Raw genomic sequence first — 24,997 nt, 5'->3', positions numbered from 1 at the left:
CGACAGGTTTATTTTATTCCTAAAAATGTTTTATTTTTGTGCAAACGGTTGCATTTGATCCGGCGGATTTCCGGCGATGTATGATCGGGGATTTTTCGCATGGATTTTAGCGATTGCGCCGTTGCATAAAATGATTATCAGTGTACGGCTCATGAAAAAAATAACGTTGCTTTTTGCTTTATTGATAGGTGTTGCCAATGTGCATGCGCGCGGCGGTTCATCCGACTATTGGAACCGACAGTTGCAGATCGGTTCTTTCCGACTGCCCCCTCCTCCGACGGGTTTTGTGCCGGAGTACCTCGATCTGAACGGGGACGGGAAGCCGGATGCGATCCGCAGCGTCACGCGGGACGATATTCCCGTGCTGTGGCTCGACGACGACGGCGATATGCGGGAAGGCGACCTCGAAGGCGATCTCGACAACGACTGCTTGCTGATCGACCGCGACAAGGACGGCGTTTACGACTTGGTCGTCAAGTATGCCGACCTGGACGGCGACGGCCGGGCCGACTTGCAGTTGATCGCCGAGTATCCGAAAGAGGGCGTCGCGCGGGGATGGCCGAACGGGCACTACATGATCGTGCTGGATACCGACCGCGACGGGGTGTTCAACTATATCAACTGGAACACGATGTTGCTCGAATGCTGGGAGAAGTACGGCATCTCGGATTTTTATACCGATTACAGCGGGCAGTCGGCCTTTATCAAGATACATACGTCGACCGATCAGATGAAAGACCTGCGGCTGAACTGGGAGAATCCGTTCCTGTTCTACGATCCCGACCGCGACGGACTGTCGGAGATGGCGATCCGGATTGTCGATACGCCGCAGCCCGATCCGGCGGCTCAGGCCGACGGATTCGAGAAGCAGCAGGTTGCCGGCCGGGCCGATTGGGTATCGATCGCCGTCGATCTGGACAACGACAATGCGCCGGGCAACGATTTCGATTTCGACTGTACGCTCGGCTTTATGGGCGGCGGGTTCGATTATACGGATCAGGTGCACGCGTTGCGGAACATGCGCGGGTTGCCCGAGGCCGACCGCTTTTTCATCGACCCGCGTTTTCGCGAGCTGACCGAACTGATTTATGCCGACCATAAGAACGCCTGGAATCTGATCTATCGCCGGGGAGAGTGGAAGCAGGCCTACCTGGTGTTCGACGAGGACGACGATTGCGCCCGTTGGGAACGGGTCGAGTTCTATTATCCGATGGACCCGTTCAAAATGGGTTCGGGTAAAGGCGGCGTGGACAATCATCCCCAATCCGATTGGGCCGGCGACCGCGGGGAGTGGGATCTGGACAATTCCGGCGGAGGACGGTTGTATGTCGGCCGTTTCGACGGGCGTATCCACCTGTACGGCGCGGAGTGGGGGTGCTGGCGCATCGACCAAACGGCCCGTTATTTCCAGGGATACGACCGGTCGTGGCAGAACAAGGCTCCTAAAAGTTTCGCAACGGTCAAATATACCGATACCGACGATAACGGCTTTCTCGACTGCATCGAATACGATCTGGACGGAGATCGGGTTTTTGAGACGAAGATCGAACTGAAAGCCCTGGGCGTGGACGACAGGTGCGAACTGATCGACGTTTCGGATTTCAAATACGGCGATTTCACCCGTCTATATAAAAAGGTGTCCGGCAAGATGTGGGCGAATGCGGTCGCTGCCCGCAAGGCGGCCGAACGTTTCGGATTGAATACCCTTTGGTATGCCAAACTGCAGCAGCCTTCCTCGCCGCGCGAGCAATACCGCGACGGTTACTGGCTGCAATTCTATATTTATAAGGATCTCGAAAATTTATTTATGCGGGAAAACGATTCGGCGATGCTCGAAAAACTCCAGGCGGCCTATTTTTCGTCCGATTGGGCCCGGCTTTCCCGGTAGCGGATCGGAAATCCGTTGCCGGATTTCCGACTAATGCGGTCGCACCGACGGCCGGCGCCGGATTTTTTACCGTCCGGAACGACGGTTTTCGGACGCTTTCGGTCGACAGATACCGAAAAACGGATGTTTTTTCGGGAAATTTCCGGACGTTTTTTCGACGCGGCTGGCAGAACCGGACGGTGTAAGTGGCGAAATCCTACGGTTCGCGCGGTACGGATTTGCGGTAGCGATTCGAATTCCCGGAAAAAACGGCAGCCGATTTCTGCGGCCGTTTCCGACGAAATGTCGTATTCGGCGGGTTGCGTGCGACGGATCCTCGTATAAAAGCGAACTTTCGTGGCGTCGTTAATGCGTTTGTATATAACGGTTTGTACGTTTGGTCGGGAAAATAGTGAAAAAATGTTTCCGAAATATTTGGAAAGAAACTTTAAAAGTCTCTATATTTGCACCCGCTAAACGAAAGACAAGTCTGGCAAAGCGTTCTGAAAAGGTTTGAAAATTTTCAAAAAAAGATTTGGTAGTTTCGAAACGAACACATATCTTTGCGCCCCGTTAGACGATTGAAACGGAAGTTTAACAACAAGGTTCTTTAAAAATATTTCGAAAGTTTCTCAGCGAAAGTTTGGAGATTTGAAAAATACTCTTTACCTTTGTGGCCCCGAAAGTTCGATAAGAATTTTACAGGGCGTTGAAACGACGAAATTTTGTAAGAAAAGAATAAGTTCTTTGAAGTATTTAAGCAGCTAAAGTTTATTCTTACCAGTCTGATAAAGACGGTAATAATTTTCAACATACCTTTGAGTAGAGCTAAGATTTAAATTTTTTACAATGGAGAGTTTGATCCTGGCTCAGGATAAACGCTAGCGGCAGGCCTAACACATGCAAGTCGAGGGGCAGCGGAAGAAGTAGCTTGCTACTTCTGCCGGCGACCGGCGCACGGGTGCGTAACGCGTATGCAACCTACCTTTAACAGGGGGATAATCCGAAGAAATTTGGTCTAATACCCCATAATATTTCAGAAGGCATCTTTTGAGGTTGAAAACTCCGGTGGTTAAAGATGGGCATGCGTTGTATTAGCTAGATGGTGAGGTAACGGCTCACCATTGCGATGATACATAGGGGGACTGAGAGGTTTTCCCCCCACACTGGTACTGAGACACGGACCAGACTCCTACGGGAGGCAGCAGTGAGGAATATTGGTCAATGGACGCAAGTCTGAACCAGCCATGCCGCGTGCAGGATGAAGGTGCTATGCATTGTAAACTGCTTTTGTACGAGGGTAAATTCAGATACGTGTATCTGTTTGAAAGTATCGTACGAATAAGGATCGGCTAACTCCGTGCCAGCAGCCGCGGTAATACGGAGGATCCGAGCGTTATCCGGATTTATTGGGTTTAAAGGGTGCGTAGGCGGTTTGATAAGTTAGAGGTGAAAGCTCGATGCTCAACATCGAAATTGCCTCTGATACTGTCAGACTAGAGTGTAGTTGCGGAAGGCGGAATGTGTGGTGTAGCGGTGAAATGCTTAGATATCACACAGAACACCGATTGCGAAGGCAGCTTTCCAAGCTATTACTGACGCTGAGGCACGAAAGCGTGGGTAGCGAACAGGATTAGATACCCTGGTAGTCCACGCCGTAAACGATGATAACTCGTTGCCGGCGATATAGTGTCGGTGACTAAGCGAAAGCGATAAGTTATCCACCTGGGGAGTACGTTCGCAAGAATGAAACTCAAAGGAATTGACGGGGGCCCGCACAAGCGGAGGAACATGTGGTTTAATTCGATGATACGCGAGGAACCTTACCCGGGCTTGAAAGTTAGCGACGGATCCTGAAAGGGGTCTTCTCTTCGGAGCGCGAAACTAGGTGCTGCATGGTTGTCGTCAGCTCGTGCCGTGAGGTGTCGGGTTAAGTCCCATAACGAGCGCAACCCCTACTGTTAGTTGCCAGCATGTCAAGATGGGCACTCTAGCAGGACTGCCGGTGTAAGCCGAGAGGAAGGTGGGGATGACGTCAAATCAGCACGGCCCTTACGTCCGGGGCGACACACGTGTTACAATGGTCGGTACAGAGGGTAGCTACCTGGTGACAGGATGCCAATCTCGAAAGCCGATCTCAGTTCGGATTGGAGGCTGAAACTCGCCTCCATGAAGTTGGATTCGCTAGTAATCGCGCATCAGCCATGGCGCGGTGAATACGTTCCCGGGCCTTGTACACACCGCCCGTCAAGCCATGGGAGTTGGGGGTGCCTGAAGTACGTGACCGCAAGGAGCGTCCTAGGGCAAAACCGATGACTGGGGCTAAGTCGTAACAAGGTAGCCGTACCGGAAGGTGCGGCTGGAACACCTCCTTTTTGGAGCTTGTTCAAAGGTATAGCTGCTTATACTTCAAAGACTATTATAACAGTATCGATGTGTTTACGCACAGTCGTAGCGGAGCAAAACCGCGATACTGTACGATCCACGCGATAAGGATCGGGTCAGCGATGACCTGCCTGCTGTGGAAAAGTTCTTTGACAGATTTAAGGATGAGAAAGGGGGTTGCATAACCGGTCACGAGCCGGGTTATGCGACACGAAAAAGAAAGTAAGCAAGGGCGTACGGGGGATGCCTAGGCTCTTGGAGGCGAAGAAGGACGTGTTAAGCTGCGAAAAGCTGCGGGGATTTGCAAAAAAGACTTGATCCGCAGATGTCCGAATGGGGCAACCCGGCAGGTCGGAGACCTGTCACACCGGCAACGGTGAGCAAACCCTATGAACTGAAACATCTTAGTAATAGGAGGAGGAGAAAGAAACATCGATTTCCCGAGTAGTGGCGAGCGAAAAGGAAAGAGCCCAAACCGGCATTGTTACGGCAATGCCGGGGTTATAGGACTGCGATATCTTAATACCAACGAACGAGAAATGACTGGAAAGTCGTACCGTAGAGGGTGAAAGTCCCGTATTGGTAAGTTCGGTAAGCGGTAGCAGTATCCTGAGTATGGCGGGACACGAGGAATCCTGTCAGAATTTGCGGGGACCACCCCGTAAGGCTAAATACTCCCAAGAGACCGATAGTGGACCAGTACCGTGAGGGAAAGGTGAAAAGTACCCCGAACAGGGGAGTGAAAAAGAACCTGAAACCGTACGCTTACAACCTGTCGGAGCCGCTTCGTGCGGTGACGGCGTGCCTTTTGGATAATGAACCTACGAGTTACTAATCACTAGCGAGGTTAAGGACTATAAAGTCCGGAGCCGAAGCGAAAGCGAGTCTGAATAGGGCGTATAGTTAGTGGTTGTAGACGCGAAACCTTGCGATCTACCCATGAGCAGGATGAAGGTTGGGTAAAACCAACTGGAGGTCCGCACCGGTAAACGTTGAAAAGTTTTCGGATGACTTGTGGGTAGGGGTGAAAGGCTAATCAAGCTGGGAAATAGCTCGTACTCCCCGAAATGCTTTTAGGAGCAGCGTTGTAATAGTCTACTGGAGGTAGAGCTACTGATTGGATGCGGGGGCTTCACCGCCTACCAAATCCTGACAAACTCCGAATGCCAGTAGAATGATTTGCAGCAGTGAGCCGCTGGGTGCTAATGTCCGGCGACTAAAGAGGAACAACTCAGACCATCAGCTAAGGCCCCCAAACATACACTAAGTTGAACTAACGATGTGCGACTGCAGCGACAGCTAGGATGTTAGCTTGGAAGCAGCTATTCATTTAAAGAGTGCGTAACAGCTCACTAGTCGAGCGGTTGTGCGTGGATAATAACCGGGCATCAAGTGTATTGCCGAAGCTATGGACTCTACGGAGTGGTAGGGGAGCATTCCATCGACGTCGAAGCCGATTCGTGAGGATCGGTGGAGTTTATGGAAAAGCAAATGTAGGTATAAGTAACGATAAGGCGGGAGAGTAACCCGCCCACCGCAAGACCAAGGTTTCCTGATCAACGTTAATCGGATCAGGGTCAGTCGGGGCCTAAGGGTAAGCCGCATGGTGATCTCGATGGACAATCGGTTAATATTCCGATACTGATATGAACTGCGACGGAGGGACGGAGAAGCGTAAGCTACGCCAACAGACGGAATTGTTGGTTAAAGGGTGTAGGTATATGATTCGGTTAATAGCTGATTCATGCTGAAACCTGACAGTACCGAGCGGCTACGGCCAATCGGATAGTTAGCCCAAGCAAGCTTCCGAGAAAAACTTCTAAGCTTCAGGTTCATATCACCCGTACCGTAAACCGACACAGGTGGTCGAGGAGAGTATCCTCAGGTGCTTGAGTGAATCACGGATAAGGAACTAGGCAAATTGACCCCGTAACTTCGGGAAAAGGGGTCCCTACGCAAGTAGGGCGCAGCGAAGAGGTCCAGGCAACTGTTTAACAAAAACATATGGCTCTGCTAATTCGAGAGAAGAAGTATAGGGCCTGACACCTGCCCGGTGCTGGAAGGTTAAGAGGGGATGTCAGCGCAAGCGAAGCATTGAATCGAAGCCCCAGTAAACGGCGGCCGTAACTATAACGGTCCTAAGGTAGCGAAATTCCTTGTCGGGTAAGTTCCGACCTGCACGAATGGTGTAATGATCTGGACACTGTCTCGTCCGTGAGCTCAGTGAAATTGTAGTCCCGGTGAAGATGCCGGGTACCCGCAACGGGACGAAAAGACCCCGTGAACCTTTACTGCAACTTAACGCTGAATTTGGGTGCATAATGTGTAGGATAGGCAGGAGACTGCGAAGCGGTGCCGCTAGGTATCGTGGAGTCAACGTTGAAATACTGCCCTTTGTGTATTTGAATTCTAACCCCGCAAGGGAGACACCGTTTGGTGGGTAGTTTGACTGGGGTGGTCGCCTCCAAAAGCGTAACGGAGGCTTCCCAAGGTACCCTCAGCACGAATGGTAACCGTGCGCAGAGTGCAATGGCACAAGGGTGCTTGACTGTGAGACCAACAAGTCGACCAGGTGCGAAAGCAGGGCATAGTGATCCGGTGGTTCTGTGTGGACTGGCCATCGCTCAAAGGATAAAAGGTACTCCGGGGATAACAGGCTGATCGCCGCCAAGAGCTCATATCGACGCGGCGGTTTGGCACCTCGATGTCGGCTCGTCACATCCTGGGGCTGGAGAAGGTCCCAAGGGTTCGGCTGTTCGCCGATTAAAGTGGCACGCGAGCTGGGTTCAGAACGTCGTGAGACAGTTCGGTCTCTATCTGTTGCGGGCGTAGGAAATTTGAGGGGTCCTGACTTTAGTACGAGAGGACCGAGTTGGACGAACCTCTGGTTTATCAGTTATGCCGCCAGGTGTATCGCTGAGTATCCATGTTCGGATTGGATAAGTGCTGAAAGCATCTAAGCACGAAGCCAACCCCAAGATAAGATTTCCCTTGAGGGCCGTAGGAGACTACTACGTTGATAGGCCGCAGGTGTAAAGGCAGTGATGTCAAAGCCGAGCGGTACTAATAGCCCGAATGACTTTCTTTACAGAGGGCCCTTTTCTCATCCTCGAATCGTCAAATACTCGAAAGAAGGTGTTTGAGTCAAAAGAACTTTACGATATCATGTTGTTAGCTATAACAATGTAGATTTAGGTGGTTATAGCAGCGGGGTTCCACCTCTTCCCATTCCGAACAGAGAAGTTAAGCCCGTTCACGCCGATGGTACTGCAGTAACATGTGGGAGAGTAGGTAGCCGCCTCCTTAGAGTCCTCCGAGCAATCGGGGGACTCTTTTTTGTGCGGATATTGATAGGGGTAGTATCGGTCGTGGTGCGAGGGAACGAGCTTCGCTTCCGAACAGAAGGTGATTGCTTTTTGGTATCTTTTTGGTTCTTTTTTTGTTTTTTTTTGTAAATATGCGTTTGGATATTGCTATTATCTTTATTATTATTGTCAAATATATATCTTTATTATCTTATTAAATGTTCATGTATGAGTAAAGTTTCTTCATTATATACGGTAAGGGTAATTTGTGGATTTGCAGTCGTTTCGTTTAATCTTTCGACTAATGGAGAGTAGCTCTTTGATATGAAATGGATTGAAACGATGATCTTATATGATTTCATTATTTATTAATTTATTAGAATAATAGTTATGAAAAAGATGATTTTGTGTTCATTTGCCGTTGCGTCAGTTATTGGCACTTACCTGCTAAATGAAAGTACCACTTATGAAAGTCCGTGTCTATTAGCTAATGTAGAAGCATTGGCGCGAGACGAAGGTAACTCAGATCTTTACATAAGATCTTCGAATGGTTGTTATTATGAATTTTCAGGGCCGAAAAATTCAGAAATTACGGTTTCTGTCGAAGGGTAACGCTTACTTTAAAAACGGATAGAACGGGTAAGGCGTATTATTATTCGGCGAGTGGAGAGGTGCATTGTGCTGCAGGGGGGAATGAGTTATGTACTCCGCAGAATTGCAGTGCGGGTCCATCCAAATAAGGCCGTAAAGCTGATATCATTTAACGTTTGGGGCTATTTTAGAATTGGAATTCATGAATAAAGTATTGTCTGTGAGTGTTGCATCCTTGGTTTCGTACTTATTTTTATTTTCGTGTCAGATGCAATGTAATACATGTGAATTTCAGTCTATTACGATAGATCTGGACGAGCATACGGTTGAGTTGCAACGATTGTCTCTTATCAAAGATATCCGGATTGTAAGGCTGGAAACAAACGATAGCGTATTGGTCGGACGAATCGATAAAGTTCTGATTCATGACGGCAAGATATATATCGGTGATTTTTATGCCAGTCAATCTCTATTTATTTTTGACATGCAAGGCAAAGCAATCCGTAAAATCAGTCGGAAAGGTCGAGGGCCAGGAGAATACATTCAGCTACGTGATTTTTTTATCGACGACCAATCCGGTACGTTGAATTTGCTGACAAGGAATTCGTCGGAAATACTTTCGTTCGATCTGGACGGAACTTCCCTAATTTCTCAAACCGAATTGCCGAAAGAATTAGTTGCTATATGCCCTATGCGCGACGGTGTTGTTGGATATGCGGGGGGATATGCGCAAGATGGTTCTTATGAACTCTGGATATTGGATGAAAACTATAAAGTTGTGAGAGGGGATATTCCGATAGAAAAGGGATGGGAAAGCATGTATTATAACGATGCATATGCTTTTTCATCGTACGACGGTGTCGGTTATTTTCTTGCTCCGCGTGAGAATCTTATTTACAGTTGTTCAGAAAAGGGCGCGACTCCTTTGTTCCGATTGGATTTTGGAAAATACGGTTGGCCGGAACAAGTGAACCGTTTTGAGAAGTTACAACATCTGGACCCGAATGAAGCGAACGGATTTGTTCAGAAGATTAACTGTTTCCAGCAGACCGAACGTTATTGGATATTCTATTTCGTATTTGAAGGGCAACCTCGTTTGCTGGTATATGACAAACAAACGCGAGCGAGTCGGCTCTGCGAACCGGTCGTCAATGAGACAAAATATTTTCTTCCTTTCGGTCGAATACGCGCAATTTCGCAGCAGGCTATCATTACAGAAATAAGTGCATTGAATATGAAACCGTTCGTGGATGGGAGAGATGAATATAACGATTTTGAAAAGGATTATCCCGAACAAACCGCACGATTGCGCCAAATCATCCCGTCTATCGAGGTCGACGATAATCCTTGTCTAATTATTTATCAATTAAATCCATAAAGTTCGGTTTTTTAGACAAGGGAACCGGATTGAACAGAAGGAATTTTTACTAAAGGTATCGCTGAGTCTGTATGATGTTGTAGGTATAACAATAAAGATTTAGGTGATTATAGCAGCGAAGTTCCCCCTTCCTATTTCGAACTGGGAAGTTAAGCCCGTTTACGCCGATGGTACTGCAGTAACATGTGGGAGAGTAGGTCGCCGCCTCTTAGAGTCGTCCTTCGAGTAATCGGGGGACTCTTTTTTGTGCGGGAGCGTAACGCAGGGGAGGATGGGGGGAAGAAACGGAGCGCTCCGCGCCTGTTCCGGACGGAACATGAAGAGAAAGCCCGCCTGACGATTCGAAGCCGGGATTGGTAGTTAATTGATTCCTTTTTGGTGAGGTTGCTTGTCCGTTACCGGGTTTGTTATTATTATTGCAATGATGTTATGTGTTATTTATTAAACTATCAAAACGTTATTGTTATGAAAAAAGCATTTATCTTTTGGGGAATCGCGGGCATTTTTACATTATTGGCTACGGGCGTCTATCTGAAAAACAGCGGACTTCGTGGTTACGGTGATTTTTTATTGGCCAATGTCGAAGCGCTGACGCAAGATGAAAAACCGGAGCCGCCCAAAATGGGTTATAGAATAGTTTCTTATATTCTGGAGCCTCCTTGTTATGTAGCATTCCCTGGACTTAGTCCGACCGATCCGCCCCAACTCGTTAAGGGAAAGACTCCGGTGTGTATGTATGTCGAGGGGGGAGAACTTGCCGGATGTCCGGATTGTATGATCGGTTGATCGATTTCATAGCTTGTAGTCGATGAAAATCGCGAAAGTTTTGTGTTTGGTTATTGCGGTTTTTGCAGGAGTCGTTTCCTGCAAAAATCGCAATATGTATCGCCGGGCTTCGTCCGATTCGCTTACTCGGTTGTGGATCGAACCGAAAAAAGACGGAGTTTCCGGAGCCGAATTATTCGATTCGCTCCGTTTTGTTCAATTGGAGACCACCCCGGAATCGATGTTCGATTATGTGCGCTGCCTGAAATTGCTGAATGGCAAATTCTATTTACTCGACCGGATGGGAACGAAGTTGCTCTGTTTCGATCGAGACGGGAAATTTCTGAAAAAGTTCGAAGCGCGGGGGAACGGGCCCGACGAGTATTTCATGCTGTGTTTTCTCGCGGCCGATCCGGTCAGTAAGAAAATATTGGTTGCGGACGATGTCGTTCGCAAGATTTTTATTTTCGACGAACTTCTGAATCTCGAGCACGTGGTTAAAGTCGATTTCGCGCCGAAACAAGTGATCGCGTTCCGCGACGATATGATCCTGAGGTATGAAAACGACAACAAGGAACAGTACCAGGATTCGCTGCTGCGGGATTACGATTTGCACTGGATCGACCTGAAAGGAGACGTCGTCCAGGGCATGATAAGGAACCGGACGCCTAAATACGGTTTGTCGTTCCTGTCGGCCAGCGGTTATTTGGACAACGGGGATATTCTATACTATCCTACCTTGGGGGATACGGTTTACCGTGTCGCCGTGTCGGAACGTACCGTATCCCCGGCTTATATTATAGAGAGTGGGGACGAGGACGTGAAATTGCTGAACGACGAGCAGCGCCGGGAAATGGATCCCAATGCGGAATTGCCCGAATATGAGAAGCGAAACTATTTTTTTCCGGTGGAGTTTTTCAATGTCGGATCGCATATCTTGTTACGTTCCGGGATGGACGATATGTACCTTTATTCGAAAAATTCCGGAAATGCGATCCGGTACGATAAAACGCTTGAAAATATGAGCGGGGATCGTACTTTCGACTATTTGACCGGCATTATCTATGCGTGCGACGGGGATTGGTGTTACGGTCCGCATCATGCGATAACGCTGCAATATATGGCGAAAGATTACGGATTTTCGGGCAAATACAAGGCGATGATAGACAGTATGGAGACGGACGCCAATCTTTTTTTGGCATGTTTTAAGGTAAAGGATTTCTAGGATGTTGGCAAGATACTTTTTGCTGATCGTAGGGATGGGGCTGAGTATGGGAACCGGCTGCGATTCACGGAAAGGGGCCGAGTACCGGAAACTGGAATCGTTTATGGAGCAACGCATCGACCTGAGCCGACTGTATGCGCCCGAAGATCTGGCGAAAAGTACCGTACGGATGCCCGGCCCCAAGATTGTCCACTACCTCGATTCTTCGGGTTGCGTCGGTTGTAAGTTGCAGAGCCTGCGGATGTGGAATGTGGTGCGAGGGCGTATGCGCGTTCCGGTCGTTCTGGTCGTTCACGTCCCGGATATGCAGGCGATCCATGCCCAGATGAAAATGATTCACTTTACGCTGCCTGTGCTCTACGATACGTTGGGATCTTTCGCCGCGACTTATCATATCGACCGGGAGGCTTACCATACGTTTTTATTAAACGGTCGTAATCAGCCTCGGGCCGTCGGCAATCCGATAGGGAGCGACAAAATCTGGCGTTTGTACGAATCGGCTATCCGCTCCGACGAGTGACTTCTTTCGTATGTAAGTGAAAACAACCGGCTTGCTGTCGCAGGACAGCAGGCCGGTTGTTTTGTGTGTATGTCCCGACTGCGCGATACGTTCCCGCAATGCTTTGGTTTTGGTTTCCTCGTCGTGCCGTTCGGCGTGTTCGGTTTCGATCACTTTGGCCGGGGCGAAACGTCCGTGAGTTTATTGTCCCCCGCAGCCAGGCTTTTCGGAAGGCTTTTTTGTATAGGAATTGATGAACCGGAGCGTTTACGATAAGCAATTACCTGCTGCCCGTAACGATAATAGTTCCTAATAAGTTCTTTTTTAGTGATAACGGTTTGTTGATAATGGTAATTATCGTTAATATTGTAATAAAGATTGTGTTCAATCTTGCCATTTATTGATTATTAAAATCAATTATCATGAAAGAAGTAATTCTATGTTCGTTTGCGGTCGTATTGGCTGCCGGTGCTTATTTACTAACAGCGGACAAAACCAGTGAGGGGGCACTTCTTTTATCAAATGTCGAGGCGTTAACGCGTGATGAAGGCGGACAGTATGAGTATCCGGACGGATATATGTATAGTTCCATTTGTGGCGTGCAAATCTCCAAAGGTAAAAAATGTAAGGTGGAGATTATAACATGTCAGGGAGGAGGAAGTGGATGTAATTCAAAACGTTGCCCGACACACAAAAGTTAATTGAATTATTTGATAATGAACAGAACCAGAATCGAGATTTGGTTCTGTTCTTATATTTTATTTTAACGAAATGAAAAAGGCAAATAGTATTCTCTGGTTCAGCGTATTTGTTTTTATTGCTTGTTGCTCTAAAGTAAAAAATGAGGAAAACGTTAGGATAGACCGGACTATTATGTTTGATCGGTTTCCGGATTCTCTTATTGCTACGTCTGTTCGTTCAGTCGATTATATTTTGTTAGAAGATGTGAAAGAGTCTGCTTTCTCGGAAATTAATAAGCTCGTGATGAAAAACGGAAATATTTATATCGGGGATTTTCGGAATCATAAGATCGTTGTTTTCGATTTAGCCGGGAATTTTAAGTTCGCAATTGATCGTAAGGGAAGAGGGCCGCAGGAATATCTTGAAATTAAAAACTTTGCGGTCGACGATCATTCTATTTATGTCATAGACAATTATCGACATATACTTTATGTTTATGATTCCCGATCGGGGAAATATTTAAATAAGAAGAAATTACCCGTGGTAGTCTGGGATGTCGAGTGTTTTGATAACGGTGATTTTCTTTTTGCATTCGCACCATTACCCGGAGGCAGCCTGTCGGATAAGCAATCACCGCACAGGCTTTTTGTTATGGATTCCAATTGCCGCATAAAACGCAGGTTGTTTACTTATTCCGAGGAAGATCCAATCGGCAAGCAAACCTATTTTTCGACAACGGAAGATCGCATTGTTTTTCATTCGTGCGGTTCCGATGTTTTCACTGTCTTTTCAAAAAATAATGCAGACACCATGTTCAATATTGCAGTCGATTTCGGGCCGAATAAAATTCCCCGGGATAGTCGTGGTGATATACACGCAATTAATGAGAATGGTTATCATTATCTTTATGGCACTCCTGTGATGTGTAGGGATTATATTGCATTGGAAGTCAGTATTGGTGATTTTTTAGATTGTTTTCTTTATGATGGAAAAAACGGAGGGATTACTGTGAATTCGGCGGAGAGCAGTTTTAAATGCTTATGGTTTCCGTTATGTAGTTATAATGATAAATATGTTTGTTTTCTTGCAGGAGACGATAGTTACAAAAGTTTGGTAGCGGATGGTTTTGAACGTGCGGAACCGGTCGTGGAAGAGCATCTTGTTAACGGCGGCGGAGTATTGGTTTTATACACGATGGGGACGATTCATAATTAATTTGCCGGTAATGACAATTATCGTTAATATTGTAGTGAAATCCGATTAATTTTGATATTTGTTCATGGTTAGGGACGGTTGCCGGAGAAAGTCAGTTCCGTATTCGTTGCGGTCGTATGGGGGTGTCGCCGCTAATGGTTGATTTGGGACAAGGCGAAAGGCGTTTTTTCAGGGTCATACGGCGGCCGTGATCGTTTTGTGGGATGGCGTTCGTAAAATAAGCTTATGGACACGCCCTGTAACGGAGTGGAAACGATTTCTTGCGTGAATGCGTAGGGGGTGGTTGATATATGAACGAATCCGAACGACGGAATGAAGACAAGGTTATTTTTGATAGTTGCATGTTTGTCATGTGTTATAGGGTGTCATGCCAAGGGAGGGGAGGATGGCGCTTCGGTTTCCTTCGTGCATGCGGATGTCCGGGATTTGTTTTCCGATAGCGACCGCAGCCAGCCCGATACTTCGATCTTTTCGAAAAGTCGCGTGATTTTTTTCGAAACGGCCGAAAGAGCTCTTTTGGGCAACATCGGTAAGGTGTTCGTCTTCGAAGACCGGATCGCCGTTTATGATGATCGGAGTTGGAAAATATGCGTATTCGATACGGTAGGCCGGTTTTTGTTTTCGATCGACCGGAAAGGACGCGGTCCGGGCGAATACATAAAGATCCGGGATTGTTGTTTCGATTACGACAGGCGGCAATTCGTCGTTTATTCGGATGTGCCTTCCAAATTTATGCGGTTCGATTATAACGGCAAATTTATCGGCGAGGTACTGACAGACGAATTGTTTTTTCAGTTTGCCATTGCGAAGGATCGCTTGATCTGCATGGATATGCGGGCGCAAAACGGAGATGATTTTCTCGTTGAGTTGCCCAATGACGATCGGTCGTTGCGTCAAAAGAAGGTGCTGGATCTGCCGTTGATCGATCTCGGGCCGTTTTATCCGCCGGGAGCGTTGATACAGACCAGTACGAAACCCTATTTCGCACGGCGTTTTGCCAATACGATTTATCAATATGACGAAGGCGCCGTCGTTCCCCGTTACCGGATCGATTTCGGCAAATACAATCTGCCTGAATCTTTGCAAAAAGGCGATCGGCTGTCCGATCAGGAGTACTTGCAGCGGGGGTGGGATCGTGATTATGTCACCGGGTTGGCGAATATCAAAGAGAGTTCCGGGAAGCTGTATTTTTCGGTCAATAACCGGGGCTTTTGCGTGCTCGATACGCGGACGAACGAGGTGAAGGCTTTCCCGATGATCCTGGATACTCAAACTCAAATTCCGTGCAACGGAATGCTGCCGACGCAGGATATCGGAAATAAATATATTGCGTTTCTTCCGTCGGTGAATCAGGCGTCGTTGAAAATTTATGTCGAGCATGTCGCTAAGGGAGCGGCTCCTTGGTTTAAGGAAAAAATAGAGAGGATGAAAGAGGACGATAATCCGATCCTGTTCTTGTATGAGGTTCGTTGAATGGTCGATTTTTAACGATAAAAACAGGAAGCCCGTTGTCTCCACACAACGGGCTTCTTGTTTTGTAAATGTTTTTATCCCAGTTGCGCGATGCGCTCCTGCAACGCCTTGATTTTGGCTTCCGCGTCGTGCCGTTCGGCATGTTCGGTTTCGATCATTCTGGCCGGGGCGAAACGTCCGTGGGTTTATCGTCCCCTGGCCGGCCGACTGCCGGCAATCCTGTTTTTCGAAGGACTTTTTTACATAGGAATCGATGATCCCGGAACGTTTACGATAAGCAAATCGCCTGTAGCCTGTAACGATGATAGTTTCTAATAAGTTCTTTTTTAGTGATGACGGTTTGTCGATAATGGTAATTATCGTTAATATTGTAATGAAGATCGCGTTAATTTTGTTATTTATTGATTGTTAATTGTTATGAAAGAGCGATTTGTTCGTTTGCGGTCGCATGGGCTGCCGGCGCTTATTTGTTGACTTCTGACAATACCGATCGAATTTTATTTCTTTCGGCCAATGTAGAAGCGTTGGCGAGCGGGGAAAGTGAGGACACTCCTTGCGGAGGTACTAAATCTGAAGCTACGGGAAACTGTAAGTCGGAGAATACGGTAAATTGTAAAGACTTGTCTGGTTGCAATTAAAGGGTAACAGCGGGAAAATCTGTTGAATACTAAAAGTCTGCCTTTTTCGGTTTTCTGTAAATTTATGGAAAATCGGATGGGCAGATTTTTGAGAAAGAGAGAATGTTATGTCGAAACTCATCCGTCTGTTTATATGTTTTGATAAACAGCCAATCTTATTAATTGGCATATTGTTGTTCCTCGTGGGATGCGATTCTCGGAAGAAGGTAGACTATGATGTACCCGTGTCTATTATAGATTACGAATCGTTAACAAGCCGAAATTTTGAACAGATTCCGGAGGATATTGTGTCTAAAATGGAGTTTGTTGCATTCGATACCGTTTCCGATGCTCTTTTCGGGCGGGTTGATAAAGTGAAATTTGTCGATAGTTCATTATTCATATTGGATCAACGATTGAATGCGATTCTGGAATTCGATCGATCCGGGAAATTTATTAGAAAATTCCAAAGAAAAGGCAGGGCCCTTTACGAATATTTACAAATAACCGATTTTGATATAGACAGGGAGTCCGGAGTATTGTATGTATTGGATTCACATACCGATAAGGTTAATTTGTACGATTCTGATTTTAATTTCATAGCGAGTCATACGTTGGATTTTGAGGCGGATATTCTCAAATCGGTAGGGGGAAAAATAATATTCGGATTAGCGTCCTGGAATAGCGGACGTGCGAAAGGATATAAGATCGGGCAGACGGATTCACAATGTAAAATGGAGAATCAGGTATTGTATTATGATGAATATATCGATCCCGCCTATGTGTTTTCATCTTATCGTTTTACGGATTGCGAACAGAATGTTGTTTATAATCAGCCTATTGATAATAATGCGTATGTGTTGAGTCGAGATTTGAATCTCAGACAGATAATTCGTTTCGATTTTGGAGCGTGCAATGTTCCCGATGAAAATAAAAAGGACGTAGAGTCTAAATTGGATAAATTCGAAAATTATTGTTTTATCAAGGATTATGTTGCTGTAAAAGGAGATTTAATCATCGGAAAGTTGAGAGATCATGGAAAATCGCGGTGTTTCATCGTTGATAGAAAAAATGGAATTAAATATGAGAGTCAACCGGTCGAGTTATTTTCAAACAGTTTGTTTACCGAATACGATGATCCGTTTATCTTTTCCTATTTCATGACCACGAATGTGAATCCGAAAGACGTGTCTTTACCCGATCATATTATTGATCATATTCATGCGGGAGGATGTGCTATCGGTATCCAACAATTGAAATAAAATATGAAAATTACACGGTGAATTATACTTTTGTTGGTAGGTTGCTTTTTAAGTTGTACCGTACCGTGAGAGAAAATATCACAAAGATGCAATCCAGAGAAAAAGGCTTATAAATCCATACATGTCGTATATATCGATGAATCCGGTGTTTTTGGTAGATTGAATACGCATATCCCACAGGATTTTCATTACCATAGTTTTTTACTGGATTCGACAAATCGGGTGACATTGGTTGGGAATCCAACGGCTAATGAAGATGTGCGGAAATTATTATATGAGAAAGTTTTTAATTTACAGTCTGCACGTTGACGTAGTGTAGAAGTCTTTTCGGAGATATTTTCCTGTATGGATGTTTTTTTTAAGATAACTTCATGTTTTAAAACGAGAGCCCGGAATCTTTCCGGGCTCTTTTCGTCTTGTGAAATTTTATTGTAACTGATCGATACGTTCCTTTAGCGCCTTGATTTTGGCTTCCGCGTCGTGCCGTTTGGCATGTTCGGTTTCGATCACTTTGGCCGGGGCGTTCTGTACGAAACGTTCGTTCGACAGTTTTTTCAGAACGGAGGCGAGAAATCCTTCCTGGTAGGCGAGGTCGGCCTTCAGCTTCTTGAGTTCTTCTTCCACATCGATGCTGCCGCCCAGCGGGACGAAATATTCGGTCGTTTTGACGATGAACGCGGCTGCGTCGGAACGCTTTTCGGCGATCTCCTCCACGCGGTTCAGGTTCGCCATTTTTTGCAGCAGCGGGTTGTATTCGCGATGATAATTGTCGTCCCCGATGACGTACAGTTCCAGCGCTTCCTTGTTCGGAATGTTGTGCTCCTTGCGGATGTTCCGCACGGACGAGACGGCCTCTTTGAGCTGTTCGATGCGTTCGAGCAGCGCCTGGTCGAACGGCTGCGGCGCGGGCAGCGCGGCGACCGTGATGCTTTCGCCGTCTTTGCGCGGAGCCATGTGCTGCCAGATTTCCTCGGTGATGAACGGCATGAACGGATGCAGCGTCCGGAGCAACCTGTCGAAGAACGCTTTCGTAGCGTCCATCGTCGCCCGGTCGGTCGGTTGCCGGTAGCCCGGTTTCACCATTTCAAGGTACCATCCGGAGAACTCGTCCCAGAACAGGCGGTACAGCTTCATCAACGCTTCCGAAATGCGGTATTCGGTAAAATCCTCTTCGATTTGGCCGAGCGTACGGTTCAGCATCGCGTCGAACCAGGATACGGCGAGCCGGTTGCTGTCGCTCTGCGCCAGCGAGTCGTCCACTTGCCAGCCGTTTACCAGCCGGTAAGCGTTCCATATCTTGTTGCCGAAGTTGCGTCCCTGTTCGCACAGCGCGTCGTCGAACAACAGGTCGTTGCCGGCCGCCGAGCACAGCAGCATCGCCAGCCGTACGCCGTCGGCCCCGTACTGTTCGATCAGGTCGAGCGGATCGGGCGAATTGCCGAGCGATTTGCTCATCTTGCGACGCAGTTTGTCGCGGACGATGCCGGTCAGGTAGACGTTCCTGAACGGCATTTCGCCCCGGTATTCGTATCCGGCGATGATCATCCGGGCGACCCAGAAGAACAGGATGTCGGGCCCGGTGACCAGGTCGTTGGTCGGGTAGTAGTATTTGATCTCCTCGTTTTCGGGGCGGTTGATGCCGTCGAACACCGAGATCGGCCATAGCCATGACGAAAACCACGTGTCGAGCACGTCGGGGTCGCGGCGTAGGTCGGTTGCCGTCAGCGAAGCGTCGCCGGTCTTTTCGCGGGCCAGCTTCAGCGCTTCTTCGGGCGTTTCGGCGACCACGTACCCCCCTTTGGGGAGGAAGTAGGCCGGGATCTGCTGGCCCCACCACAATTGCCGCGAGATGCACCAGTCCTTGACGTTCTCCATCCAGTAGCGGTACGTATTCTTGAATTTGGCCGGAACCAGCCGGATTTCGTCTTCCATGACCGCTTTGAGAGCCGGCTGGGCCAGTTCGGTCATCTTCAGAAACCACTGCATCGACAGCTTCGGCTCGATCGGCACGTTGGTGCGTTCCGAATATCCCACCTTGTTGGTATAGGCTTCGACCTTTTCGAGCAGGCCGGCGTCGGCGAGGTCTTTCTCGATCTGCCGGCGGACTTCGAAACGGTCCATGCCGGCGTAGCGTTCGCCGTGCTCGTTCAGCGTACCGTCGTCGTTGAAAATGTCGATGATTTCGAGGTTGTATTTTTCGCCGAGCATGTAGTCGTTCACGTCGTGGGCCGGGGTCACTTTCAGCGCGCCGGTTCCGAATTCGATGTCGACGTACTCGTCGCGGATCACCGGAATCGAACGGTCGATGAGCGGCACCAGCACGCGCGCATCCTGCGGCAGATCCCGGTAGCGCGGGTCGTTCGGGTTGACGCACAGCGCCGTGTCGCCGAGGATCGTTTCCGGCCGCGTCGTGGCTACGACGACGTAACGCGACGTTCCTTCGATTTTGTAGCGCAGGTAGTACAGCTTCCCCTGCGATTCGCGGTAGATGACCTCTTCGTCGGAAAGGGCGGTCTGCGCGGCGGGGTCCCAGTTGACCATTCGTACGCCGCGGTAGATTTTACCTTTTTTATACAGGTCGACGAATACTTTGATGACGCTTTCGCTCAGCGCCGGGTCCATCGTGAATTTGGTACGCTCCCAGTCGCACGAAGCGCCGAGTTTGCGCAGTTGGTTCAGGATGATGCCGCCGTGTTTCTCTTTCCACTGCCAAGCGTGTTTTAAAAATTCTTCGCGGGTCAGCGAATTTTTATCGATTCCGTCGGCTTTGAGTTTCTGGACGACTTTGGCTTCGGTGGCGATCGACGCGTGGTCGGTTCCCGGAACCCAGCAGGCGTTTTTGCCCTGCATCCGGGCGCGGCGTACCAGCACGTCCTGTATGGTTTCGTTCAGCATGTGCCCCATGTGCAGCACTCCGGTCACGTTCGGCGGCGGGATGACGATCGTGTAGGGTTCCCTTCCGTCGGGCGTCGAGTGGAAAAAATTGTGGCGGATCCAGTAGTCGTACCACTTGGATTCGATCTGCTGCGGGGTGTATTTTGCACCGATTTCCATAAGTATTCCGAATTTTAGCATTAATCTCGCAAAAATAACAATTTTCCGGCAATTATTACAGGTTTGCCTTGGCCCAGGCGATCATCAGTTCGTTGCGGTCGGATTTCATCGCCCGCCGGTAGAGCCTGCGCACCGTGTCGAGCCATGCCAGCCGGCGGTCGGAGCCGCTGTCGCCCACTTCGTCGCGGCCGCCGGCGGCTTTGTACTGTTCGCGCGTCGTGCTGCAAATGCGGGCGTAACGGCCCGTGCGGGGTTTCAGGTCGGCATCGGTCAGGGTCAGGTAAAACGCCAACTGTTCGGGGGTGCAGTGCCCGTCTGCCGGGAAGCGGGCGCTGTCGGCCACGTACACCGTCACGCCGTCCTTGAACACGTACGGTTCGTAGCGCCCGGGCCGCTCCATCGCTTCGTAAACGACGCCCCGCACCGGGAACTGCGCCCCCGACTGCCCGCGTATCCACCGCAGCAGCCGGTCGGTATATTCGAAACCGAGGCTTCCTTTGACTTCCAGGCAGGTCGTGGCAATCCACCGCGCCAGCCGCTCCGGCTCCGGATTCAGCAGATATACCCTGCCGGTTTTGGGGGCTCCGGTGCGAACGTCTCGGCCGGTTCGGTATTCGTAAAGTCGAACGTTGAAACCCTCCCAGCCGGGCAGCGAGCGGGTTTCGCCGATCAATTTTTCGGCCATGTAGGCGCGGGACAGCAATTGCCTGCACCGTTCGGTCAGCGCGGGCAGACTGTCGCGCACCCACGCTTTCGGCAGCGGCCGGGCCGGACAGCAAGCGATGCCCGAAAATACGAGCAACAGGCTCAGAATGTAGCTTTTCACGATTCGTATCATTTTACGTCGTAAAGATAGCGATTTGCAATAATAGGGGCTGTTTTTTCGTTTCTATTTTGAAAAACTTTAAGATTGGCGGCTGTTTTGACCTGTGTCGAAAAGCGGGCGACGGCGCATTTCGCCGGGAACAGTTTGTTGATTTTAGTTAAAATGCACTATATTTGCGGATTAAACAGAGACGAAGATGAGTAAAAAATATAATAAGAAAGAGGACTTCGCAGGCATATCAGATATGCTCGAAGGCCGTCACCATGTAATCCCGATCATGGCGGGCGAAGATGGTGATATGGGAGAAAACATAGTGATTCCGGAGGTGTTGCCGATTCTGACGTTGCGCAGTTCGGTGCTTTTTCCGGGGTCGATCACGCCGATTACGGTCGGCCGCGACAAGTCGATGAAACTGGTTCGCGAGGTGGAGAGCGGCGGAAGTATCCTCGGCGCCGTGCTGCAAAAGGAGTCGGAGGTCGAACAACCCGGCCCGGACGATTTGTACCGTGTCGGAACGGCGGCCCGCATCCTGAAAGTACTCGAAATGCCGAACGGCAATCTGACCGTTATCCTGCACGGACTGGACAAGATCGAAATCCGCGATTTCATCATGACGGAGCCTTATTTCAGGGCTTCGGTCGCTCCGCTGAAGGATTCGATTCCCGAGCCGACGAACATCGAGTTCGAGGCGCTGGTCGATTCGATCAAGGACGTCGCGCTGAATATTATCAATATTTCGCCGCAGATGCCCAAAGAGGCGACTTTCGCGATCAAGAATATCGATAACAAACGCGGGACGATCAACTTCATCTGTTCGAACATGGATCTGCCCGACGCCGACCGCCAGCGTTTGCTGGAGGCTCCGGGCCTGCTGGCGCGTGCGCGCCGGCTGTTGGAGATACTGGTGCGCGAGCAGCAGATCGCCGAGCTGAAAAACGAAATCCAGGGTAAGGTGAAGCAGAACATCGACCAGCAGCAGCGCGAGTATTTCTTGCAGCAGCAGATCCGCACGATCCAGGACGAGCTGGGCGGCGATCCGGCCGACAAGGATCTGGACGACCTGCATGAACGCGCCGCGAAGAAGCGCTGGAAACCGGAGGTGAAGGAGCTGTTCTTCAAAGAACTGTCCAAACTCGAACGGATGAACCCGGCGGTGGCCGAATATTCGGTGCAGCTCAATTACCTGCAACTGATGCTCGACCTGCCGTGGGACACCTATACGAAGGATAACCTCGATCTCGCCCATGCGAAAAAACGGCTCGACAACGACCATTTCGGGCTCGACGAAGTGAAAGACCGGATTCTGGAGCACCTGGCCGTAATCAAGCTCAAAGGCGACCTGAAATCGCCGATCCTGTGTCTGTACGGTCCTCCGGGGGTCGGTAAGACTTCGCTCGGCAAGTCGGTGGCGGCTGCGCTGAAGCGCAAGTTCGGGCGTATCTCGCTCGGCGGCCTGCACGACGAGGCCGAGATCCGCGGGCACCGCAAAACGTATATCGGCGCAATGCCGGGGCGGATCATTCAGACGATCAAGCGCGCCGGCTCGTCGAACCCGGTGATTATCCTCGACGAGATCGACAAAGTGACCGTCAGCAACCACGGCGACCCGTCGTCGGCGCTGCTCGAAGTGCTCGATCCGGAACAGAACACGACGTTCCACGACAACTACCTCGATACGGAGTACGACCTGTCGAAGGTGCTGTTCATCGCAACGGCCAACAACGTAGCGAACATCCCGGCGCCGCTGCGCGACCGAATGGAGATGATCAATATTCCGGGCTATATCCTGGAGGATAAGATACAGATTGCCCGCAAGCACCTGATCCCGAAGCAGCTCGAGGCGCACGGCGTCCCGGCCAAGCAGTTCAGGATGGGGCCGAAGGTGATCGAGAAGGTGATCGGCGAGTATACCCGCGAATCGGGTGTGCGCGCGCTGGACAAGAACATCGCGAAGATCGTCCGCACGCGTGCGAAGAACATCGGTTTCGACGAACAGTTCAAGCCGGAGGTGACGGCTGCCGATGTGGAGAAGATCCTCGGCGTGCCGCGTTTCCAGAGGGAGGAGTATGAGGTCGGCGGCATTGTCGGCGTCGTGACGGGGCTGGCTTGGACGGAGGTCGGCGGCGATATCCTGTATATCGAGTCGATCCTGACGCCGGGCAAGGGCGCCCTGACGATGACGGGCAACCTCGGCGACGTGATGAAGGAGTCGGCCACGATCGCGCTGCAATGGGTCAAGGCCCACAGCCGGGAGCTGGGGATCGATCCGGAGATGTTCAGCAAGTACGACGTGCACATCCACGTGCCGGAGGGAGCGATCCCGAAGGACGGGCCGAGCGCCGGTATCACGATGGTGACTTCGCTCGTATCGACCTTCACCGGCCACAAGGTCAAGGAACGCGTCGCGATGACGGGCGAGACGACCCTCCGGGGCCGCGTGATGCCCGTCGGCGGGATCAAGGAGAAAATCCTCGCCGCCAAGCGCGCCGGTATCCACGAGATCATCCTCAGCGAGGATAACCGCAAAGATATTTCGGAGATCAAACCCGAGTACCTCGGCGGCCTGAAGTTCAATTATGTGAAGACCAACAGCGACGTGCTGAAATTGGCGGTGATGTGATGCGGGTAGTGGTGGGCCTCTCCGGAGGCGTCGATTCGAGCGTGGCGGCCTACCTGCTCAAGGAGCAGGGATACGATGTGGTGGGGCTTTTCATGCGCAACTGGAAGGATACGACCGGGACGCTCGAAGGCGATTGCCCGTGGTACGACGACCACATGTTCGCCGAACTGGTGGCCAAGCGGCTCGACATCCCGTTTCATCTGATCGACCTGAGCGATGAATACCGCCGCCGCGTCGTGGACTATATGTTTGCCGAGTACGGCCGGGGACGGACGCCGAACCCGGACGTGCTTTGCAACCGCGAAATCAAGTTCGACGCCTTCCTGAAAGCGGCGCTTGACCTGGGGGCCGATTACGTGGCTACGGGTCACTACTGTCGCCGCGAGGACGTCGAGATCGACGGGCGCACGGTACACCGTCTGCTGGCGGGCAGCGACCCGAACAAAGACCAGAGTTATTTCTTGTGTCAGTTGACCCAGCGGCAGCTTTCGCGCGCGCTGTTTCCGATCGGACACCTGCTGAAGCCGGAGGTTCGGCGGATCGCCGCCGAACAGCACCTGGCTACGGCGGCCCGCAAGGATTCGCAGGGCATCTGTTTCGTCGGCAAGGTCGATCTGCCGGTGTTCCTGCAACAGTGGTTGGAGGCCCGCGAGGGCGATATCGTCGAGGTGCCGGCCTCGTGGGACGGCTACCGTCCGCTGGCCGACGGCGCGACGCTCGATGAGTTGGCTGCGCCGTACGCGTACCGCGAGACGGACGGAACGTGCGTCGGACGGCATCGCGGGGCGCATTTCTTCACGATCGGGCAGCGCAAGGGCCTGAACGTCGGAGGCAAGCCGGAGCCGTTGTTCGTGATTGCGACGGACGTGGAGCGCAACGTGCTGTACGTCGGCCAGGGACAGCGACATCCGGGACTTTACCGGCGCGGGTTGCGCATTCTGCCGGACGAGATGCACTGGGTACGTCCCGACCGGGCGTTGCAGCCGGGCGCGAGCGCGCGGTTCCGGATGCGGATACGCTACCGGCAGCCGTTGCAGGACGGCGTGCTGCATGTGACGCCCGAGGGCGGGTATATCGTGTTCGACGAGCCGCAGCGCGGCGTTACGGCCGGGCAGTTCGCCTCGTGGTACGACGGCGAGGAATTGATCGGATCGGGGGTGATTCATTGTTAAGGCAAGTGCGGCCTGCGGATGCGGGCCGGGTAAAACGGAGCGGGGAGCGTCCCAAAACGCTC

The 24,997-nt window shown here is 50.3% G+C and carries 15 protein-coding genes and 4 rRNA genes; 17 read left to right on the top strand and 2 right to left on the bottom strand.

The window, feature by feature from the left end; all coding sequences use genetic code 11:
* Positions 1–151: 151 nt before the first annotated feature.
* From GFH31_RS05175 to GFH31_RS05110, 15 genes are all read left to right on the top strand, one after another.
* Complete coding sequence (locus tag GFH31_RS05175; RefSeq protein ID WP_153498291.1) at positions 152–1,888, top strand: FG-GAP repeat domain-containing protein; 1,737 nt, start codon at positions 152–154, stop codon at positions 1,886–1,888.
* A gap of 825 nt (positions 1,889–2,713) precedes the next feature.
* Positions 2,714–4,242 (top strand): 16S ribosomal RNA (locus GFH31_RS05170).
* 226 nt (positions 4,243–4,468) lie between these two features.
* A 23S ribosomal RNA gene (locus tag GFH31_RS05165) occupies positions 4,469–7,340 on the top strand.
* A 103-nt stretch (positions 7,341–7,443) separates the two neighbouring features.
* Positions 7,444–7,556 (top strand): 5S ribosomal RNA (gene rrf / locus GFH31_RS05160).
* Together the 16S, 23S and 5S rRNA genes form the textbook arrangement of a ribosomal RNA operon.
* A gap of 391 nt (positions 7,557–7,947) precedes the next feature.
* The gene (locus GFH31_RS05155; protein ID WP_118458591.1) at positions 7,948–8,169 is read left to right on the top strand and encodes a hypothetical protein; all 222 of its coding nucleotides are present in this window, start codon (positions 7,948–7,950) and stop codon (positions 8,167–8,169) included.
* Positions 8,170–8,350: 181 nt separating this feature from the next.
* Entirely contained in the window at positions 8,351–9,526 is a 1,176-nt protein-coding gene (locus tag GFH31_RS05150) for a 6-bladed beta-propeller (RefSeq protein ID WP_153498103.1), read from the top strand.
* Positions 9,527–9,625: 99 nt separating this feature from the next.
* Positions 9,626–9,736, top strand: a 5S ribosomal RNA gene (gene rrf / locus GFH31_RS05145).
* A 255-nt stretch (positions 9,737–9,991) separates the two neighbouring features.
* Positions 9,992–10,312 (top strand): hypothetical protein, encoded by a 321-nt coding sequence (locus GFH31_RS05140; protein WP_118657143.1) that lies wholly within the window; start codon positions 9,992–9,994, stop codon positions 10,310–10,312.
* Between the two features lie 94 nt (positions 10,313–10,406).
* Entirely contained in the window at positions 10,407–11,516 is a 1,110-nt protein-coding gene (locus tag GFH31_RS05135) for a 6-bladed beta-propeller (protein WP_172970772.1), read from the top strand.
* Between the two features lies 1 nt (position 11,517).
* Positions 11,518–12,036, top strand: a complete 519-nt coding sequence (locus GFH31_RS05130; RefSeq protein WP_118458585.1) for a hypothetical protein — start codon at positions 11,518–11,520, stop codon at positions 12,034–12,036.
* A gap of 401 nt (positions 12,037–12,437) precedes the next feature.
* The gene (locus GFH31_RS05125; RefSeq protein WP_125147129.1) at positions 12,438–12,716 is read left to right on the top strand and encodes a hypothetical protein; all 279 of its coding nucleotides are present in this window, start codon (positions 12,438–12,440) and stop codon (positions 12,714–12,716) included.
* A 70-nt stretch (positions 12,717–12,786) separates the two neighbouring features.
* Positions 12,787–13,911 carry a 6-bladed beta-propeller gene (locus GFH31_RS05120; protein ID WP_118458583.1) on the top strand — a complete coding sequence of 375 codons (1,125 nt, stop codon included), beginning with the start codon at positions 12,787–12,789 and terminating at the stop codon, positions 13,909–13,911.
* A gap of 345 nt (positions 13,912–14,256) precedes the next feature.
* Complete coding sequence (locus GFH31_RS05115; RefSeq protein WP_172970773.1) at positions 14,257–15,384, top strand: 6-bladed beta-propeller; 1,128 nt, start codon at positions 14,257–14,259, stop codon at positions 15,382–15,384.
* Between the two features lie 401 nt (positions 15,385–15,785).
* On the top strand, positions 15,786–16,022 hold the full coding sequence (locus GFH31_RS13040) for an NVEALA domain-containing protein (protein WP_410488882.1): 237 nt from the start codon (positions 15,786–15,788) through the stop codon (positions 16,020–16,022).
* A 107-nt stretch (positions 16,023–16,129) separates the two neighbouring features.
* The gene (locus GFH31_RS05110) at positions 16,130–17,263 is read left to right on the top strand and encodes a 6-bladed beta-propeller (RefSeq protein WP_101573705.1); all 1,134 of its coding nucleotides are present in this window, start codon (positions 16,130–16,132) and stop codon (positions 17,261–17,263) included.
* Positions 17,264–17,689: 426 nt separating this feature from the next.
* Here GFH31_RS05110 and GFH31_RS05105 read toward each other — a convergent pair whose 3' ends face one another.
* Together GFH31_RS05105 and GFH31_RS05100 are read right to left on the bottom strand one after the other, a co-directional pair.
* Positions 17,690–20,317: a valine--tRNA ligase gene (locus GFH31_RS05105; RefSeq protein ID WP_101573707.1), complete on the bottom strand. Its 2,628-nt coding sequence runs from the start codon at positions 20,315–20,317 to the stop codon at positions 17,690–17,692.
* Positions 20,318–20,372: 55 nt separating this feature from the next.
* The gene (locus tag GFH31_RS05100; protein ID WP_194285236.1) at positions 20,373–21,143 is read right to left on the bottom strand and encodes a cellulase; all 771 of its coding nucleotides are present in this window, start codon (positions 21,141–21,143) and stop codon (positions 20,373–20,375) included.
* 196 nt (positions 21,144–21,339) lie between these two features.
* On the opposite strand from GFH31_RS05100, the gene lon reads away from it, so the two are divergent.
* Entirely contained in the window at positions 21,340–23,763 is a 2,424-nt protein-coding gene (lon, locus tag GFH31_RS05095; RefSeq protein ID WP_153498106.1) for an endopeptidase La, read from the top strand.
* Complete coding sequence (gene mnmA, locus GFH31_RS05090; RefSeq protein ID WP_153498204.1) at positions 23,763–24,935, top strand: tRNA 2-thiouridine(34) synthase MnmA; 1,173 nt, start codon at positions 23,763–23,765, stop codon at positions 24,933–24,935. Before lon ends, mnmA begins: the two co-directional genes overlap by 1 nt.
* The last annotated feature ends 62 nt before the right edge of the window (positions 24,936–24,997 follow it).

The sequence above is a fragment of the Alistipes sp. dk3624 genome, from assembly GCF_009557455.1.
Classification (GTDB): domain Bacteria; phylum Bacteroidota; class Bacteroidia; order Bacteroidales; family Rikenellaceae; genus Alistipes_A; species Alistipes_A hominis.
The sequence above is the reverse complement of the archived record's forward strand: the minus strand, read 5'-3'. Positions and strand labels throughout refer to the sequence as shown.

Excerpts from the sequence above, each read along its gene's own strand:
- GFH31_RS05105 (WP_101573707.1), bottom strand. The coding sequence starts at position 20,317 with ATGGAAATCGGTGCAAAATACACCCCGCAGCAGATCGAATCCAAGTGG.
- GFH31_RS05135 (WP_172970772.1), top strand. The coding sequence starts at position 10,407 with ATGTATCGCCGGGCTTCGTCCGATTCGCTTACTCGGTTGTGGATCGAA.
- GFH31_RS05125 (WP_125147129.1), top strand. The coding sequence starts at position 12,438 with ATGAAAGAAGTAATTCTATGTTCGTTTGCGGTCGTATTGGCTGCCGGT.
- GFH31_RS05120 (WP_118458583.1), top strand. The coding sequence starts at position 12,787 with ATGAAAAAGGCAAATAGTATTCTCTGGTTCAGCGTATTTGTTTTTATT.
- GFH31_RS05150 (WP_153498103.1), top strand. The coding sequence starts at position 8,351 with ATGAATAAAGTATTGTCTGTGAGTGTTGCATCCTTGGTTTCGTACTTA.
- GFH31_RS05175 (WP_153498291.1), top strand. The coding sequence starts at position 152 with ATGAAAAAAATAACGTTGCTTTTTGCTTTATTGATAGGTGTTGCCAAT.
- lon (WP_153498106.1), top strand. The coding sequence starts at position 21,340 with ATGAGTAAAAAATATAATAAGAAAGAGGACTTCGCAGGCATATCAGAT.
- GFH31_RS05155 (WP_118458591.1), top strand. The coding sequence starts at position 7,948 with ATGAAAAAGATGATTTTGTGTTCATTTGCCGTTGCGTCAGTTATTGGC.
- GFH31_RS05130 (WP_118458585.1), top strand. The coding sequence starts at position 11,518 with ATGTTGGCAAGATACTTTTTGCTGATCGTAGGGATGGGGCTGAGTATG.
- GFH31_RS05110 (WP_101573705.1), top strand. The coding sequence starts at position 16,130 with ATGTCGAAACTCATCCGTCTGTTTATATGTTTTGATAAACAGCCAATC.
- GFH31_RS05140 (WP_118657143.1), top strand. The coding sequence starts at position 9,992 with ATGAAAAAAGCATTTATCTTTTGGGGAATCGCGGGCATTTTTACATTA.
- mnmA (WP_153498204.1), top strand. The coding sequence starts at position 23,763 with ATGCGGGTAGTGGTGGGCCTCTCCGGAGGCGTCGATTCGAGCGTGGCG.